Here is a 17,426-nt window from a genome sequence, read left to right as displayed (position 1 = left end):
GGTGAAAGGAGGCGACCATGATGGGCTGGGCAGGTGAGCTGACCTGGACCGGATGGATCGTCATGGCCGTGTGCATGTTCGCGTTCTGGGCGGTGGTGATCTATCTGATGGCCATGATGTTCCGCACCGACCGTGCGAACGGACCCGGCCGCACCAGCCAGGAGTCCGATCCGCTTCGGCTGCTCGAGACGCGTTTCGCCCGCGGTGACATCGACTCCGATGAATTCGTGGCCCGTCGGCAGGTGCTGATGCACCCCGGCGACACCACGAAGGTCGAGCACCGGCAGGGGCATGTTCATGGCTGAGCTGGTCCGTCGATCCTTCCTTCTCGGATCAATACTTGCCGGGGCCGGAGTCCTGATGGCCTGTTCCGGGTCGGGCTCACCGACCGGTGCCCCCGTGCAGGCCTCGTCGACTGCGGTGCGCCGTCTCGAACAGCAACGCCGCATCCCGGGTCAGCAGGTGGTCTCGGCGCGGTTGACGCCGCGTCCGGTCGAGGTGGACCTTGGCGGGCGCATCGTGTCGACCTGGGGGTACGACGAGCAGCTACCGGGGCCGCTGCTGCGAGCCCGCGCCGGGGATCTGCTGCGGGTGGAGGTGGACAACCAGCTGCCGGCGGAGACGAGTGTGCACTGGCACGGGCTGGCGTTGAGCAACGACATGGACGGTGTGCCCGGGCTGACCCAGGATCCGATCGTGGCCGGCGGCCGGTTCGCCTACGAGTTCACGGTCCCGGATCCGGGCACGTACTTCTACCACTCGCATTCGGGATTGCAGCTCGATCGCGGCCTGTGCGGGCCGTTGGTCATCGACGATCCGAACGAGCCCGGCGACTACGACCACGAGTGGATCGTGGTGCTCGACGACTGGCTCGACGGCACCGGCCGCACCCCCGACGACGTGGCCCGCGACCTCGGCATCGGCGCCGCCACCGGTGCCAGTGGCGACGGCGGGATGGGCGGAATGGACCACGGCGCCATGGACATGGACGGAATGGACACGGGTGAGGAGACCATGCTCTCCCCGCTGCTCGGCGGCGCCGGAGACGTGAGCTACCCGCATTTCCTGGTCGGCGGGCGCGTCCCCGAGGACCCGATCGTGTTCACCGCGACACCCGGACAGCGGGCGCGGATCCGGTTCGTCAACGCCGGCGCCGACACTGCGTTCCGCGTCGCCCTCGGTGGGCACCGGATGACCGTCACCCACACCGACGGCTTCCCGGTCGTGCCGCAGGACACCGATGCGCTGCTGATCGGGATGGGCGAGCGTGTCGATGTGCTCGTCACTCTCGGCGACGGCGTGTTCCCGTTGTTCGCGCAGGCGGAAGGCAAGACCGGGCACGGGCAGGCCCTGGTGCGCACCGCCGTCGGCGAGTTGCCCGCACAGTCGCGACCCGGCGAGCTGGACCGGCAGGTACTACTGGGCACCGATCTGGCGCCTCGGGAGTATGTGCGTCTGGCCGAGAGGGAGCACGATGTGTATCACAGCGTGGATATGGGCGGGACCATGTCGCCGTACCGGTGGACTCTTAATGGCCGCGCTCATCCCGATATCCCACCGCTGAACGTGGCCGAAGGGCAGCGGGTGCGGATGCGGATGCGGAACATGTCGGACATGTTCCATCCGATGCATCTGCACGGACACACCTTCGCGCTCACCGACACCGGCCTGCGCAAGGACACTGTCACGATCGGGCCGATGCGCACCGTGGAGATCGAATTCGACACCGACAACCCGGGCCAGTGGGCGCTGCACTGCCACAACGCGTATCACCAGGAAGCCGGGATGATGACCACCGTGTCCTACCTGGCCTGATCCCCGCATGCGGACCGGCCGTGTCCGGACTTCGGTGCCATGGCGGTCTGTGACCGTTCGAGAAAGGACCACATCCCATGAACAACAAGAAGTTTCTCGCCGTCGGCGCCACCGCCCTGGCGGTGGTGTTCGCCGCGGCTGCGTGCAGCGACACCGGGACCGGCACCACCGTCGCGACCTCGCCGGCCACGACCTCGGCCACCGCCACCTCGGCAGCCGACGAGGCCGCGGCGCACAACGACGCCGACGTGATGTTCGCGCAGATGATGTTGCCGCACCACAGTCAGGCGATCGAGATGAGCGACATGCTGCTGGCCAAGCAGGACATTCCCGCGGACGTGACCGCCCTGGCCGAGCAGATCAAGGCCGCTCAAGGCCCGGAGATCGAGCAGCTCGAGTCCTGGCTCGAGCAGTGGGGTGAGCCCACCGCGATGCCCGAGACAGGCCACGACATGCCCGGCATGGACGAGGGCATGGACGGTATGGACGGTATGGAGGGGATGGAGGGGATGGAGATGGAAGGGATGATGAGCGAGGAGGACATGCAGGCGCTGTCCGAGGCACAGGGCGCCGACGCCGCTCGCCTGTTCCTCGAGCAGATGATCGCCCACCACGAAGGCGCAGTCGACATGGCGCAGACCGAGATCGAGGACGGACAGTTCCCCGACGCGGTAGAGATGGCCCGCACCATCGGCGACACGCAGCAGCAGGAGATCGAGACCATGCGGCAGCTGCTGACCACCCTGTAACCGGGCGCCGCCCGGTTCCTCTCGGCCCGTTCGCCATCCCAGGAGGCTTTCGATGTCGCACCCGCAGCACGGACACCCCCACCCGGACCCGTCGCCCGCCGGACACAATGACGGCGCCGAGGTCCAGAGCCCGCCACCCGACGAGCATGATGCGCACGCCGGGCACGGCGAGCACCTCGCCCACGTCGGTCACGACACCCACCCTGAGCACGACGCTCATGGCGGCCATGGTGGGCACGATCGGCATGCCGGGCACGGGGCACACGGGGAGATGTTCCGCCGCCGGTTCTGGGTGTCACTGGTGCTGGCGATACCGGTGGTGTTCTTCAGCCACATGGTCGCCGACCTGCTCGGCTACACCATGCCCGACTTCCCCGGCGCCATGTGGATTCCCCCGGTACTGGGCACGGTGATCTTCGTCTACGGCGGCACCCCGTTCCTCACCGGCGGCTGGGCCGAACTACGCTCTCGCCGGCCCGGGATGATGCTGCTGATCGCCATGGCGATCACCGTTGCGTTCCTCGCGTCCTGGGTCACCACCTTGGGTCTCGGCGGGTTCGACCTGGACTTCTGGTGGGAACTCGCGCTGCTGATCGTGATCATGCTGCTCGGGCACTGGCTCGAGATGCGCGCTCTCGGCTCGGCGTCGGGCGCCCTCGACGCGCTCGCGGCGATGCTGCCGGACACCGCAGAGAAGATCACCGATACCGGCACCGCCGACGTTCCCTTGTCGGAACTGGCGCTCGGGGATCTGGTACTCGTGCGGGCCGGGGCGCGGGTGCCCGCCGACGGCACCGTCACCGACGGCCGTGCCGAGGTCGACGAATCGATGATCACCGGCGAATCCAAGGCCGTCACCCGGCAGGTAGGCGACACCGTGGTCGCCGGCACCGTCGCGACCGACAGCGCCCTGCGGGTGCAGATCACCGCCGTCGGCGAGAACACGGCCCTGGCCGGTATCCAACGGATGGTCGCCGACGCCCAGGCCTCCTCGTCCCGTGCCCAGGCGCTGGCGGACAAAGCCGCAGCGTTCCTGTTCTACTTCGCCACCGTCGCCGGCATCCTCACCTTCACGATCTGGACACTGCTCGTCGGCAACGTCGACGAAGCGGTGGTCCGCACCGTCACTGTGCTCGTCATCGCCTGCCCCCACGCACTCGGGTTGGCGATCCCGCTGGTGATCGCGATCTCCACCGAACGCGCCGCCAGATCCGGGGTGCTGGTCAAAGACCGGCTCGCGCTCGAACGCATGCGCACCGTCGACGTGGTCCTGTTCGACAAGACCGGCACCCTGACCCAGGGCCGGCACCAGGTCACCGGCATCGCCACCGCCCACCAAGTCACCGACGAGCATCTGCTGGCGCTGGCGGCGGCGGCCGAAGCCGACAGCGAGCACCCCGTCGCCCGGGCCATTGTCGCCGCCGCCGACGATCGGGTGCCGGCCAGTAAGCGGATCGTCGCCACCGATTTCCGGTCGCTGCCCGGCCGCGGGGTGCGCGCGCTCGTCGACGGCGCCGAAATCACTGTCGGCGGCCCGGCGATGCTGGCCGATCTGCGGTTGTCGGTGCCCACCGACGTCACCGCCGTGACCCAGCAGTGGGTAGCGCGCGGGGCGTCGGTGCTGCACATCGCCGAAGGCGACCGCGTCCTCGGGGCCGTGGCGCTCGAGGACGCCGTGCGCGAGGAATCCCGTCAGGCCATCGACGCCCTGCACGCCCGCGGGGTGAAGGTCGCGATGATCACCGGCGATGCGCGGCAGGTCGCCGACGCGGTAGCCGCCGACCTCGGGATCGACGAGGTCTTCGCCGAGGTACTACCCGAACACAAGGACGCCAAGGTCACCGAGCTGCAGAATCGTGGGCACACGGTCGCGATGGTCGGCGACGGTGTCAACGACGCCCCGGCTCTGGCCCGGGCTGATGTCGGTGTCGCGATCGGCGCCGGCACCGACGTCGCCATCGAATCCGCCGGGGTCGTGCTGGCGGCGAACGATCCGCGGGCGGTGCTGTCGATCATCGCGCTCTCGCACGCCAGCTACCGCAAGATGTGGCAGAACCTGGTGTGGGCCACCGGCTACAACATCATCGCCGTGCCACTCGCCGCGGGTGTGCTCGCATTCGCCGGCGTCGCGATCTCCCCGGCGGTCGCCGCGATCCTCATGTCCGTCTCGACCATCGTCGTGGCGCTCAACGCCCAGCTGTTGCGGCGCCTCGACCTCGACCCCACCCGCCTGGCTCACACCTGAGCCGGCACCCGATCGATCCGAAACGAGTTTCTGCTTCTCATGTCGAGTTTTCCCCCGCGCCGGTGGGCGCGTGTCCTGGTGCCTGTTGCTGCGGTGGCTGTGCTCGCCGCTTGTGCGACCGGTGAACAATCCACCACGACCACCGAGTCGGGGGTCGCATCGGAGGTGCCTGGCACAGCGTTGGAACCGGCCCTGGATCATCTGCACGGTCTGCACCTCGATTCCGGCGGTGTGGTGCTGGCCGGTACCCACACCGGTCTCGTCGAGATCGCCGACAGCGGGCGCACCACCCGCGTCGGCGTATCCGACGACGACTTCATGGGACTGACCGGCGCTCCGGGAACTGACCGTCTCTTCGCGTCCGGGCATCCGGGACCGTCGAGTTCGGCGCCGAATCCGTTGGGGCTGATCGACAGCACCGATGGCGGCCGCACCTGGACGCCGACATCCTTGAGCAGCGAGGTGGATTTTCACGCTCTTGCTACGGACGGTGCGCTGTTGGTCGGCTTCGATGGCGTGACCGGATTGCTGATCTCCACCGACGGTGGCAGCAGCTGGACCGCGGGCGCTCCGGTGGCTGCGGCCGCGCTCGCCGTCACCGACGCCGGGGTGTGGGCGACCACCACCGCCGGACTCCAGCACAGCACCGACGCCGGACTCACCTTCACCGTGGTGCCCGACGCCCCACCGCTGGCGTTGCTGTCCGCCGCGCAGGACGGCTCAGTGTGGGGTATCGACACCGCCGGCACCGCGTGGCGCAGCCGCACCGGCCAGGCCTGGGAGCAGCACGCGGTGGTCGGGCCGGTCGAGGCAGTGCTCGCCGTCGACTTCGACACCGCCTACGCCGCGACCGCCCAGATGCTCTATCCGCTGAACTGACCCCGGAGGAGCACTGGTCCGGATCCTGCGGAACTGCAGAGGAATCCAGTGGTGACCACGCTGTCCAGCGTGGTCCTCTCCGATTCCGATGTGTCAGGCAGCGATCGGCAGCAACTGCGGCCCCGAGACTGCGCCCAGAGTGGACTCAATTCCTTTTCCGTTCAGTAAGCGATCGCGTGGCGGGTGTGCGGGATCGGACGCGCCGAGTGGGCTGCCCGTGACAAACGGGTACGGGGTATAGCAAGCCCAAGGGCAAAGTGGTGGCCGGGACACCGGTGTGTTCGGCGAACTGGGAGATCAGCATCGTGCTCACTCCTCGACGGTAAACCTTCGAGTCGACTCGAAGGTCAAGCCGATGCCAGGTCTACCGGTGTTCGGCGTGCCGCAGCACGGTGATCAGATCGGCGGTGCTCGGAGCACCGTCGAGCCCGTCGGCGGTGCGGTAGACGCGGCAGGTCAACCCGACGCCCTCGGTGAGGCCGAACGGATCGGTCCCGTCGATGCGGATGGTCGGGGATCCGGGGAAGGCGACGCGTTCGGCGGCCTCCGGGGTCTCGATACGGCGCAGCCGGATCGGGGTACCGGCGTTGCCGGTCGCTGCCAGGGCCTCGGCGAGGCGGCCTCGCGCCTCCTCCCAGTTCGGGCAGCCGTCGAAGTACAGCAGTTCGATGTCCATCGTCACCCGCGTCGCTCTCACTCGTGCGCGGCGGCGGGAACTGTCTCGGAGCGGCGTTCGAGCAACACGGTGTCGCGCCAGATGCCGTCGAGCCGGCCGATGCGTTCGCGCACCCCCACGGTGCGGAAACCCGCCGAATGATGCAGCGCCAGGCTGGCCCGGTTCTCCGGGAAAATCGAGGTCTGCAGCGTCCACAATCCGCCCTGATCGGCGGCGATGACCTGAGTACGCAACAGCGCCTTGCCGACGCCGCGCCCGCGCATCCCGTCGCCGACATACACCGAGTTCTCGGCCACCCCGCGGTAGCACTCGCGGTTCGACACCGGGCTCAACGCTGCCCAGCCGACCACCTGACCGTCGATCTCGGCGACCCAGCGATGCTCGGGCAACCACTGGCTCTCGAGGTGGTCGCGGCTGGGGACCTCGGTGGTGAACGTCGCGGCGCCGGTGGCGATGCCGTCGGCGTAGATGCGGCGCACCGCCTCCCAATCCCGGTCGTCGAGCGGGCGCACTGCCACGTCGGCGGGGACGTCCTCGGGGCAGCACGGGCGGGCGGTGAGCACCCCCATGACCGCGTCGGCAGCACTGGGCAGGTCGCTGCAGCAGCTCGGGTTGATCCGCACCACGGTGCTGGTGCCCTGTTTGCCGGTGGTGACGAAGCCGACGTCGGCGAGTTTGCGGACGTGATGGGAGATGGTGGGCTGGCCGATCCCGAGCCTGTCGGCGAGCTCGCCGACGGTGATGCCGGACGGATGGGCGGCGACGTGGTGCAGCAGCCGCACCCGCGTGGGTTCGGCCAGGCAGGCGAACCATCCGGCGTAGGTGGCCGCGTCCTGCGGGCTCAGGGCGTCGAGGTCCACCTCCGCGCCGGGGGTCACCGTGATCGGTAGGCCGAGTGCTGTCATACCCCCACTATATCGATCAGCATCGATGGTTGCATACATCGACGACCATCGATACTCTGACAGCAGCTTAGATCGATACCCATCGATGAAAGGATCTGTCATGAGCGAGTTGCCCATCGTCGTCGTCGGAGCCGGACCGATCGGCCTGGCCGCCGCCGCCCACCTGCGCGAACGCGGCCTCGAACCGCTGGTACTCGAACGCGGCGACGTCGTCGGAGCCGCCATCACGCAATGGCACAGCGTCCGCACCTTCTCCCGCTGGGCCGAACTGATCGACCCCGCCGCCCGCCGCCTCCTCGACACCACCGGCTGGAAGGCCCCCGACGACGACGCCTACCCCACCGGCCAGGACTGGACCGGGCAGTACCTGAGCCCGCTGGCCACCGCCCTCGGCGACGCGGTCCGCCTCGATCACGAGGTCGTCGGCATCGCCCGCCGCGGCCGCGACCGCATCGTCGACGCCGGCCGCGACACCGAACCACTGTCGGTGCACATCCGCCACCGCGACGGCACCGACACCCGCCTGCTCGCCCGCGCCGTCATCGATGCCTCCGGCACCTGGAGCACTCCCAACCCCCTCGGCGGCGAAGGCCTGCCCGCCCTCGGTGAACGCGCCGCAGCCGAGACCATCACCTACCGCGTCCCCGACCTGGGCGACGATGCGGTGCGCACCCGCTACGCCGGCCGCCACACCGTCATCGCCGGCAGCGGCCACTCGGCACTCAACGCAATCGTGGCGCTGGCCGAGCTCGCCCGCACCGCCTCCGGCACCCGCCTGACCTGGGCGGTGCGCCGCGGCGAGGTCGGCGCCGCGTTCGGCGGCGGCCAGGACGACCAACTGCCTGCCCGCGGCGCCCTGGGACTGCGCGCGAAAAAGGCCGTCGACGACGGGCTGCTCACCGTGGTCACCGGGTTCCGCACCGCCGCCGTCGAACCCGCCACCGACGGTCAGGTCGCGGTGGTCTCCGATACCGGAGCCCGCCTCGAGGCGGTGGACGAGATCATCGCCTCCACCGGCTTCCGGCCGGACCTGTCGTGGCTCTCGGAAATCCGTCTCGACCTCGACCCGGTGCTGCAGGCCCCGACCGCGCTCGCCCCGCTGATCGACCCGAACGTGCACTCGTGCGGGACCGTCTACCCGCACGGCGTCGCCGAGCTCACCCACCCCGAACCCGGCTTCTATGTGGTCGGGATGAAGAGCTACGGTCGGGCCCCGACGTTCCTGGCGATGACCGGCTACGAGCAGGTCCGCAGCATCGCCGCCGCCCTCGCCGGTGATCATGATGCCGCCGCCCGCGTCGAGCTGACCCTGCCCGAGACCGGAGTGTGCGGCGGCGCCGGAGTGTTCGACGACCCCGCCGCCGACACCGCCGACGCGGGTGGGTGCTGCGGCCCCGCGGAGCCGGCGTTGGTCACCCTCTCCGCCCGCGCCGGCGGATAACGCCGGTGACCGACACCTCGATCCGCCCGCAGCCCGGTGCCCTCACCGGGGCCGGGCTGCGGCGGGTGCTGGCGGTGCTGTGCCTGACCGAGATCACCAGCTGGGGCATCCTGTACTACGCGTTCCCGGTCCTGTCGGTCTCGATCTCTACCGAGACCGGCTGGTCGCCCACGGCGATCACCGCGGCGTTCTCGCTCGGTCAGCTCGCCACCGCGCTCGCGGGTATCCCGGTCGGGCGCATCCTCGACCGGGTCGGACCGCGCACGATCATGACCGCCGGCTCGGTCCTCGCCGTCCCCGCGCTGGTCCTGATCGCGCTCGCCCCCACGCTGCCGGTGTTCTACGCCGGGTGGCTGCTGGCCGGCACCGCGATGGGCGCGGTGCTCTACCCACCGGCGTTCGCGGCGCTGACCCGCTGGTACGGCGACCGCTCCGTCCACGCCCTGATGATCCTGACCCTCGCCGCGGGGTTGGCCAGCACCATCTTCGCCCCGTTGACCTCGGTCGTGGATCAGCAGTCGGACTGGCGCACCACCTACCTGGTTCTGGCGGTGATCCTCGCCGCGATCACCATCCCCGGGCATTGGTGGGGACTATGCGGATCCTGGCCCGCCGCGACCCCGCCGGCGAACGGCGCGGACCTAGGGCACCGGGAGATCGCCCGCAGCCCCGCGTTCCTCGCGCTGGTGGGCGCGTTGGCTCTCGGTGCGTTCACCGCCTTCGCCGGGGTCTTCAATCTGGTGCCGTTGCTGCTCGAACAGGGCTTCTCCCCGTCGGTGGCGGCGGTGACGCTCGGGCTCGGCGGCGCCGGACAGGTCCTCGGCCGCCTCGGCTATCTGACCCTGGTCGCCCGTACCAGCGTCCGCAGCCGCATCGTGGTGATCCTGGCCGGGACTGCGGCAACCACCGCGCTGCTCGGGGCGGTGACCACGGCCGCGGCGTTGATCGGCGCGGCGATCGGCGCGGGACTGGTGCGCGGATTGTTCACCTTGATCCAGGCCACCGCCATCACCGACCGGTGGGGCTCGACCCACTACGGGCGGCTCGGGGGGCTGATGTCCGCCCCGATCGTCCTGGTCATGGCGTTGGCGCCGTGGGCGGGAACCGCCCTGGCCGGCGCGACCGGCAGCTACGCCACCGCTTACCTCGTCCTCGCAGTCGTTGCCGTGATCGCCGCGCTCCTCGCGGTCGCGTCCGTGCCGCGGCTGACCCCCACCGACACCCTCGAAGGAACACCATGACCGACTATGACGCTCTCGTCGTCGGCGGCGGCCAGTCCGGCCTCGCCGCCGCCCACGCCCTGTCTGCTCGAGGCCTGCGCACCGGACTGCTCGAAGCCGGCGACGAGCCGGTCGGGGCCTGGCCGCACTACTACGACAGCCTGACCCTGTTCTCCCCGGCGAAATACAGCGCCCTGCCCGGCCTGGCGTTTCCCGGCGATCCGGACCGCTATCCGCGGCGCGACGAGGTGATCGACTATCTGCGCCGCTACGCCGCCGGACTCGACGTCGACATTGTGACCGGCTCCCGCGTCGAGACCGTCACCTGCGAGCGGGGCGTCTACACCGCCCACACCGCTGTCGGCGGCAGTGTCACCGCGCCGATTCTGATCGCGGCCACCGGCTATCTCGGGTCCCCGAATATCCCACCGCTGCCGGGGCTGGACACGTTCGGCGGCACGGTGCTGCACACCGGCGACTACCGCGACCCCGCTGCACTCACGGGCCAGAACGTGGTGGTGGTCGGTGCCGGTAACTCGGCGGTGCAGATCGCCACCGAACTCGCCGAGGTCGCTACTGTGACTCTGGCCAGCCGCCGACCGCCGAAGTTCCTGCCGCAGCGGATCTTCGGCCGTGATGTGCACTTCTGGCTCACGGTCACCGGAGTCGACCGCGCCCCCTTGGGGCCGTGGCTGCCTGCGTCGCCGACCCAGCAGGTCCTCGATACCGGCCGCTACCGGCGTGCCCTGGCCAGCGGCAACCCGCAGCCGCGGCCGCTGTTCACCGGCCTCGACGACCGCCGGGTGTTCTGGCCCGACGGCGCCGCCACCACCGCCGACACCGTGCTGTTGGGTACCGGTTATCGCCCGCACCTGCCCTATCTGACCGGTCTCGGCGCTCTCGACGAGACGGGCCGGCCCCGGCACCGGCAGGGTCTCTCCACCACTCATCTGGGGCTGGGGTATGTCGGTCTCGAATGGCAGCGCAGCCTGTCGTCGGCGTCGTTGCGCGGGGTCGGCCGCGACGCCGGCCGGGTCGCCGATCGTGTGGTCGCCGCCGCCCGGTCCCGCCGCGCACTGCCTATCCGTCCCTGACCGGCGCTGCGTCCATAGATGTTCACGGAAACGGTGACACCATGGACGGCACACCGCCCGTCCCCTCGGGGGCGGGTTTACCTATCTCTCGTGCGATCCGTCGCCGATTCGAGACGGTGGGCGGCATGTCTGCCGCCGCATGCCCGCATCCGCGTTTACCATCTGTCTCAATGAGAACCCGCGTCGTCGAACGGGTTCCGGCCGACACGACCGCGGGAGCGGCGCTGATGGACATGGACGAACAGTTGCACCAGCTGGCGTGGCAACTCCAGCACAACGGACACGACTGGAGTGAAGTCGCCGCCGAGCTCGGCTGCGACGAAACCGTCGCCCGGGCCATGGCCGACCGATACCTCGCCGACTCCGAGACTCGAGCACAGAAGGACCAATTCTCGCTGTTCGATCTCTGAGCGGCGCACGTCATCCCGCGCTGCTGCTGTTACGCCAGCCGTCCGGCGGTCACGACACGGCGATCCGCGCCGCGCCACTGCGGCAGGTACGTCCGACGTGGCATCCGAGGGTCGACGGGGGCGCTATATCGATTCGCGACATGAGACTGAATTCGGCCGGCAGTTGTGGAGGCCGCCCGGGAGGGGGAAGTCTGGTATCGACGGCCATCGAGTGCCGTCGGCTCCCTGGACAGGTGGTGGATCATGGGCCATTCCGAGCGGGTGGACAGGGCCGCTATCGCCGGCGAGCTCGAACGCACCCGTGTGCATCTGCACCGGCTCCTCGCCGACGCTTCCGACACCTCGTTGCGGAGTCGATCGGCGGGGACGCGGTGGACCAACGAGCAACTGTTGTTCCACATGGTCTTCGGGTACATGGTGGTGGCGGCGCTGCTGCCCTTGGTGCGGATGGTCAGCCGGCTGCCCGCCGGAGTGGAGCGTCGATTCGCCCAGGTCCTCGATGCCGGTACGCGGCCTTTTGACGTGGTGAATTACTACGGTTCATGCGCTGCAGCCCTGGTGTTTGACCGGAACCGGATGGGCACGAAAGCCGACCGGGTCATCGGTGCGCTGAGCCGCCGACTGCAACGCGAATCGGAGCAGGCGTTGGGACGGGGAATGTTCTTCCCGGTGCGCTGGGACCCGTTCTTCACCGATTACATGACCATTGGTGAGCTGTACCGATATCCCGTCAGACATTTCGATTTCCACGAACGACAGCTCACTCTCGATCGTCCGCATTGAGTCAGAACTCAGGCTTCGAGGCAGCAGACTCTTCGATTCGGTTCTCGCGGCTTGGGCACAGGACCGAAACATCGTCCGGGATGCCTGAGGATTCCGACAAGATCGTGAGAATCCCTGACTGACACGAAATTGGAAAGCCGCAGGCCCGTGCGCCGCACTACTGACACCTCCGGCGGGAACCTACAGGTCGACGCCGTCATCGCGGCCGCGCAGTGGGTGTACGACCAGATGGACTACGTCCCCGGCACGACCGGCGTCCATACGTCCGCACTGCAGGCCTTCGAGGAACGTCAGGGCGTGTGCCAGGACTATGCGCACCTGACGCTGTTGTTGTTGCGGCGGATGGGGATCCCCGCCCGGTATGTCTCCGGCTATCTGCATCCGGTGGCGGACGCCGAGATCGGTGAGACCGTCGCGGGGCAGTCGCACGCGTGGATCCAGGCGTGGACGGGATCGTGGTGGGGATACGACCCGACCAACGCGAAATTCGTGAGTGAACAACACACCTCGGTCGCCATCGGGCGGGACTACACCGACGTGCCACCGCTCAAGGGGATCTACATGGGCGGACACGCCACTGCGCACGAAGTCGTTGTCGAGGTCACTCGCCTTGCGTAATCTGCGTCACAGCGCGAACGCGAGTTCGCCGTAGCGGTACATCGACAGCGGTACATCGACTCGAAGTGTTCTACCACCAGGTTCCGCCTGCGTGCGGGGCCGCGAGCATCGAGGTGACCCATGGAACCCCCACGCGATCCCGAATCCCGACTCGACGAAGATCTCGCGCGCCAGACATCCCTGGAGATCAGAGACCCCGGTGAGTTCTCCGACCTGCGGAAGTACGTGGCGGAGGCGATCGGAACCTTCCTCCTGGTGTTCTCCGCGGTGGGCACCGCGGTGTTCGCCGGAACCTATGTCGGCCAGCTCGGCGTCGCGCTGGCGTTCGGCCTGACCCTGCTGTTCCTCGTGTACACGATCGGCCCGATCTCCGGATGTCACGTGAACCCGGCGGTGACGCTCGGTCAGCTCATCGTCGGTCACGTGACCCCGGTGCGCGCCGTGGGCTACTGGATCGCGCAGGTCGTCGGCGGTCTGATCGCCGGTCTGACGCTCTACGCGGTGGCGTCGTCGCTGCCGAGCTACGACCGTGCCGCCGACGGGCTCGGGGCGAACGGCTGGGGCGCGCACAGCCCCTCGGCCGTGCACGGCCCGCTCGGCGGTGTGCTCGAGAACGGCTACGGCATCGGCGCGATGATCGTCGTCGAGGTCCTGCTCACGGCCGTGCTCGTGTTCGTGGTGCTGGGTGCGACCGACCAGGTCGCCGACGCACCGATCGCCGGCATCGCCATCGGCTTCACCCTCGCGGTGATCCACCTGATCTCGATCCCGATCGACAACACGTCGGTCAATCCCGCCCGCAGCCTCGCCGTCGCCTTCTATCAGGACGGTGCGCTCGGGCAGCTGTGGGCGTTCATCGTGTTCCCGCTCATCGGCGGCGCGCTCGGAGCGCTCGTCTACACCTTCCTCTTCGGACGGCGGTACGGGCTCCGGGCCTCCTGAGGCCCTGCGGTCGGGACGCGGCCCGGTTCAGCTCCAGCCGAAACCGGTACGGAGCCGGGCCGCGACCTGATCGAAGCGTGCGCGGGGAAGGATCGCACCCTCGCGGCGGATGCCGTCCTCGGGGACGTCGAGCACGCGATCGAGACGCACCCAGCTCGGGCGGTTCTCGGCGTCCCACTGTCCGGAGCCGATTCCGAGCCAGTCGCGGTGACCGTCGCGGTCGGAGTTCGACGAGAGCATCAGTCCGAGCAGCGTCCTGTCGTCACGGCCCACGACGAGCACCGGGCGGTCCTTGCCCTGCGTCGGATCCTCCTCGTAGGCCACCCAGGTCCACACGATCTCGCCCGGATCGGCGCGACCGTCGAGGTCGGGGGAGTACTCGAGGCGGCGGGCACGCTGCGCCGTCGGCGTGGTGCGCGACGCCACCGGCCGACCGGGGGCCGGACGCTTCGTACCGGACGGGGTCTTCGCAGCACCCGGCTTCGGCGTCGCGGTCCCGGACGCGCCGGGCTTCGGTGCCGCGGTGGTACCGCTCCCCGAGGTTCCGCTCGCTGTGCCTGCCTGGCCGGCCGCGTTCAGCGCGGCGCGCGCCTTGTCGAGCGCCCCGGACTGCTGCAACTGCTGGTAGATCTTCGGACCCTGCTCGACGGCGAGACGCCCCAGCTGCCTGCCCAATTTCTTCCATGTACCGGCCACGGGAACCGAGCTTAACCGGAGCTGAACCGGGCGAAGTCCCGGCCGCCGCCCGACTTGGATATTCTGCAGGGTGACCGCGGTCTGCAGGCCGCTGCCAGTCCGAGTCAGGAGCACGACATCAGCACCTTCGCCGACACCACGTTCACGGACCCCGCAAAGATCCGGAACTTCTGCATCATCGCGCACATCGACCACGGAAAGTCGACGCTCGCGGACCGGATGCTGCAGCTCACCGGGGTGGTCGAGGAGCGGCAGATGCGCGCCCAGTACCTCGACCGCATGGACATCGAGCGCGAGCGCGGCATCACGATCAAGGCGCAGAACGTACGTCTGCCGTGGAAGCTCGACGGCGAAGACTATGTGATGCACCTGATCGACACCCCGGGCCACGTCGACTTCACCTACGAGGTCTCCCGCGCGCTCGAGGCGTGCGAGGGCGCGGTCCTGCTCGTCGACGCCGCACAGGGCATCGAGGCGCAGACCCTCGCCAATCTCTACCTCGCGCTCGACAAGGACCTGACGATCATCCCGGTCCTCAACAAGATCGACCTGCCCGCCGCCGACCCCGACCGCTATGCCGGTGAGATCGCGAACATCATCGGCTGCGAGCCGTCCGACGTGCTCCGGGTCTCCGGCAAGACCGGCGAGGGCGTCCCCGAACTCATCGACGCCGTGATCCGCCAGGTGCCGCCGCCGGTCGGTGACGCCGACGCGCCCGCCCGCGCCATGATCTTCGACTCCGTCTACGACACCTACCGCGGTGTCGTGACGTACGTGCGTGTGGTCGACGGCAAGATCGTGCCCCGCGAGAAGATCAAGATGATGTCGACGGGCACGACCCACGAACTGCTCGAGGTCGGCATCGTCTCGCCCGAACCCAAGGCCACCGCCGGTCTCGGCGTCGGCGAGGTGGGCTATCTCATCACCGGCGTGAAGGACGTGCGTCAGTCGAAGGTCGGCGACACCGTCACCACCGCCCGCAACGGTGCGGAGGAGCCGCTCACCGGCTACCGCGAACCGCGCCCGATGGTCTACTCCGGCCTGTATCCGGTCGACGGCTCCGATTATCCGGTGCTGCGCGACGCGCTCGACAAGCTCCAGCTCAACGACGCCGCGCTCACCTACGAGCCCGAGACGTCCGTCGCCCTCGGATTCGGTTTCCGCTGCGGCTTCCTCGGTCTGCTGCACATGGAGATCACCCGCGAGCGTCTCGAGCGTGAGTTCGGCCTCGACCTGATCTCCACCGCCCCCAACGTCGTCTACCGCGTCGTGCTCGAAGGCGGCCAGGAGGTCGTCGTGACGAACCCGTCCGACTGGCCCGAGGGCAAGGCGCGCGAGATCTACGAACCGATCGTCAAGTGCACCATCATCGCGCCGAGCGAGTTCATCGGCTCGATCATGGAACTGTGCCAGTCGCGGCGCGGTGAGCTTGGCGGCATGGACTATCTGTCCGAGACCCGCGTCGAGCTGCGGTACACGCTGCCGATGGCCGAGATCATTTTCGACTTCTTCGACTCGCTGAAGTCGCGTACCCGCGGCTACGCCTCGATGGACTACGAGGAGGCCGGCGAGCAGGAGGCCGCGCTGGTCAAGGTCGACATCCTGTTGCAGGGCGAGGCCGTCGACGCGTTCAGCGCGATCGTCCACAAGGACGCCGCGGCCGCCTACGGCAACAAGATGACGACCAAGCTCAAGGAACTCATCCCGCGGCAGCAGTTCGAGGTGCCCGTCCAGGCCGCGATCGGCTCGAAGATCATCGCCCGCGAGAACATCCGGGCGATCCGCAAGGACGTTCTCGCCAAGTGCTACGGCGGCGACATCAGCCGTAAGCGCAAGCTGCTCGAGAAGCAGAAGGAAGGCAAGAAGCGGATGAAGACGATCGGCCGCGTCGACGTGCCGCAGGAAGCGTTCGTCGCCGCGCTGTCGTCCGAGGCATCGTCGGACAAGCCGAAGAAGTAGCCGTCCCTGCTACGACGCCCACCGGAAGGATTCGCGTGCTCGACACCTGGCTCACCCGTGAACTCGGAATCTCCGTTCCTCTGCTGGGTGCGCCCATGGGTGGCCGGGCCGGTGGGCGGCTCGCCGGCGAGGTGACGCGGGCCGGCGGCCTCGGCCTGATCGGCGCTGCCCGCTACAACACCGCCGAATGGATCGAGGGCGAGGTGCGCACCGCCCGCGAGATCGGCGGTGGGCCCGTGGGATTCGGTCTGATGACCTGGGCGCTCGCCGACGACGACAGCCTCCTCACCGCCGTGCTCGAGCACCGGCCGCAGGTGGTCACGCTCTCGTTCGGCGATCCCGCACCCTACGTCGAGCGCGTCCACGAGGCCGGGGCCGTCGTCCTCTCGCAGATCAACACGATCGACGATCTCCGGGTGGTCGAGGCCGCGGGTGTCGACGCGGTGATCGCGCAAGGACACGAGGCCGGTGGGCACACGGGCCGGATCGGCACCCTCCCGCTGCTGCAGGAGGTGCTCGAGTCGACGTCGCTGCCCGTGCTCGCCGCGGGCGGCATCGCCACGGGTCGCGGTCTGGCGGCGGTGCTCGCAGCCGGTGGGCAGGGCGCCCTGGTCGGGACGGCGTTGCTCGCCAGCCCGGAGACCGTCGGCCCCGACTACGCCCGCGGCCGGCTCGTGGAGGCCGGCAGCGCCGACACCGTGTACACCGACGTCTTCGACAAGGCCCGGCACCAGCCGTGGCCGGCGCGCTGGGGCGGACGCGCCCTGCGCAATGCCTTCACCGACGAGTGGCACGGCCGGGGCGCCGACGAGGACACCCTCGCCGCGACGTACACCGGCGACGATCCCGACATCGGTGTGGTCTACGCGGGGGAGGCCGCCGGACTGGTGCGGTCCGAGCGACCCGCGGGCGAGGTCATCCGTGGAATCGCCGAGCAGGCGGAGACCCTGTTGTCCCGCTTCCGCTGAGGACGGCATCGGCACACGGACGTCTC

General features: G+C 69.1%; 16 protein-coding genes and 1 pseudogene. 14 read left to right on the top strand and 3 right to left on the bottom strand.

Annotation, left to right across the window (positions count from 1 at the left end):
* Positions 1-17: 17 nt before the first annotated feature.
* From AC0LPE_RS15175 to AC0LPE_RS15155, 5 genes are all read left to right on the top strand, one after another.
* Positions 18-305 carry an SHOCT domain-containing protein gene (locus AC0LPE_RS15175; RefSeq protein ID WP_132476093.1) on the top strand — a complete coding sequence of 96 codons (288 nt, stop codon included), beginning with the start codon at positions 18-20 and terminating at the stop codon, positions 303-305.
* Positions 298-1,815 carry a multicopper oxidase family protein gene (locus AC0LPE_RS15170; protein ID WP_490604765.1) on the top strand — a complete coding sequence of 506 codons (1,518 nt, stop codon included), beginning with the start codon at positions 298-300 and terminating at the stop codon, positions 1,813-1,815. The genes AC0LPE_RS15175 and AC0LPE_RS15170 overlap by 8 nt, the downstream gene beginning before the upstream one ends.
* Positions 1,816-1,892: 77 nt before the next feature.
* Positions 1,893-2,564 (top strand): DUF305 domain-containing protein, encoded by a 672-nt coding sequence (locus AC0LPE_RS15165; RefSeq protein WP_132476099.1) that lies wholly within the window; start codon positions 1,893-1,895, stop codon positions 2,562-2,564.
* 52 nt (positions 2,565-2,616) lie between these two features.
* A complete protein-coding gene (locus tag AC0LPE_RS15160) occupies positions 2,617-4,809 on the top strand; it encodes a copper-translocating P-type ATPase (protein WP_132476101.1) in 2,193 nt (730 codons plus the stop codon).
* A 39-nt stretch (positions 4,810-4,848) separates the two neighbouring features.
* A complete protein-coding gene (locus tag AC0LPE_RS15155; protein WP_132476104.1) occupies positions 4,849-5,688 on the top strand; it encodes a F510_1955 family glycosylhydrolase in 840 nt (279 codons plus the stop codon).
* A gap of 364 nt (positions 5,689-6,052) precedes the next feature.
* Here AC0LPE_RS15155 and AC0LPE_RS15150 read toward each other — a convergent pair whose 3' ends face one another.
* The gene (locus AC0LPE_RS15150) at positions 6,053-6,364 is read right to left on the bottom strand and encodes a DF family (seleno)protein (RefSeq protein WP_169687941.1); all 312 of its coding nucleotides are present in this window, start codon (positions 6,362-6,364) and stop codon (positions 6,053-6,055) included.
* Between the two features lie 17 nt (positions 6,365-6,381).
* A complete protein-coding gene (locus tag AC0LPE_RS15145; RefSeq protein ID WP_206039778.1) occupies positions 6,382-7,269 on the bottom strand; it encodes a helix-turn-helix domain-containing GNAT family N-acetyltransferase in 888 nt (295 codons plus the stop codon).
* Between the two features lie 100 nt (positions 7,270-7,369).
* On the opposite strand from AC0LPE_RS15145, the gene AC0LPE_RS15140 reads away from it, so the two are divergent.
* The 7 genes and pseudogenes from AC0LPE_RS15140 to AC0LPE_RS15110 all read left to right on the top strand — a co-directional run bounded on the left by AC0LPE_RS15140 (position 7,370) and on the right by AC0LPE_RS15110 (position 13,777).
* Positions 7,370-8,710 (top strand): FAD-dependent oxidoreductase, encoded by a 1,341-nt coding sequence (locus AC0LPE_RS15140; RefSeq protein WP_059384774.1) that lies wholly within the window; start codon positions 7,370-7,372, stop codon positions 8,708-8,710.
* Positions 8,711-8,715: 5 nt separating this feature from the next.
* A complete protein-coding gene (locus tag AC0LPE_RS15135; RefSeq protein WP_132476109.1) occupies positions 8,716-9,951 on the top strand; it encodes an MFS transporter in 1,236 nt (411 codons plus the stop codon).
* Positions 9,948-11,024 carry a flavin-containing monooxygenase gene (locus AC0LPE_RS15130; RefSeq protein WP_132476112.1) on the top strand — a complete coding sequence of 359 codons (1,077 nt, stop codon included), beginning with the start codon at positions 9,948-9,950 and terminating at the stop codon, positions 11,022-11,024. Before AC0LPE_RS15135 ends, AC0LPE_RS15130 begins: the two co-directional genes overlap by 4 nt.
* A 170-nt stretch (positions 11,025-11,194) precedes the next feature.
* Positions 11,195-11,434: a hypothetical protein gene (locus AC0LPE_RS15125; protein WP_226435577.1), complete on the top strand. Its 240-nt coding sequence runs from the start codon at positions 11,195-11,197 to the stop codon at positions 11,432-11,434.
* Positions 11,435-11,677: 243 nt separating this feature from the next.
* Positions 11,678-12,217, top strand: a complete 540-nt coding sequence (locus AC0LPE_RS15120; RefSeq protein ID WP_059384781.1) for a DinB family protein — start codon at positions 11,678-11,680, stop codon at positions 12,215-12,217.
* Between the two features lie 180 nt (positions 12,218-12,397).
* Positions 12,398-12,835, top strand: a pseudogene (locus tag AC0LPE_RS15115) (transglutaminase-like domain-containing protein); the annotation flags it as partial.
* A gap of 120 nt (positions 12,836-12,955) precedes the next feature.
* Complete coding sequence (locus AC0LPE_RS15110) at positions 12,956-13,777, top strand: aquaporin (protein WP_016694095.1); 822 nt, start codon at positions 12,956-12,958, stop codon at positions 13,775-13,777.
* A gap of 27 nt (positions 13,778-13,804) precedes the next feature.
* On the opposite strand, the gene AC0LPE_RS15105 is transcribed toward AC0LPE_RS15110, so the two are convergent.
* Positions 13,805-14,473 carry a type II toxin-antitoxin system PemK/MazF family toxin gene (locus AC0LPE_RS15105; protein WP_088897201.1) on the bottom strand — a complete coding sequence of 223 codons (669 nt, stop codon included), beginning with the start codon at positions 14,471-14,473 and terminating at the stop codon, positions 13,805-13,807.
* A gap of 63 nt (positions 14,474-14,536) precedes the next feature.
* On the opposite strand from AC0LPE_RS15105, the gene lepA reads away from it, so the two are divergent.
* Complete coding sequence (lepA, locus tag AC0LPE_RS15100; protein ID WP_237451241.1) at positions 14,537-16,432, top strand: translation elongation factor 4; 1,896 nt, start codon at positions 14,537-14,539, stop codon at positions 16,430-16,432.
* A 35-nt stretch (positions 16,433-16,467) separates the two neighbouring features.
* On the top strand, positions 16,468-17,400 hold the full coding sequence (locus AC0LPE_RS15095; protein ID WP_088897202.1) for an NAD(P)H-dependent flavin oxidoreductase: 933 nt from the start codon (positions 16,468-16,470) through the stop codon (positions 17,398-17,400).
* Positions 17,401-17,426: the final 26 nt, after the last annotated feature.

It is taken from the genome of Rhodococcus sp. S3 (assembly GCF_058211795.1).
The sequence above is the reverse complement of the archived record's forward strand: the minus strand, read 5'-3'. Positions and strand labels throughout refer to the sequence as shown.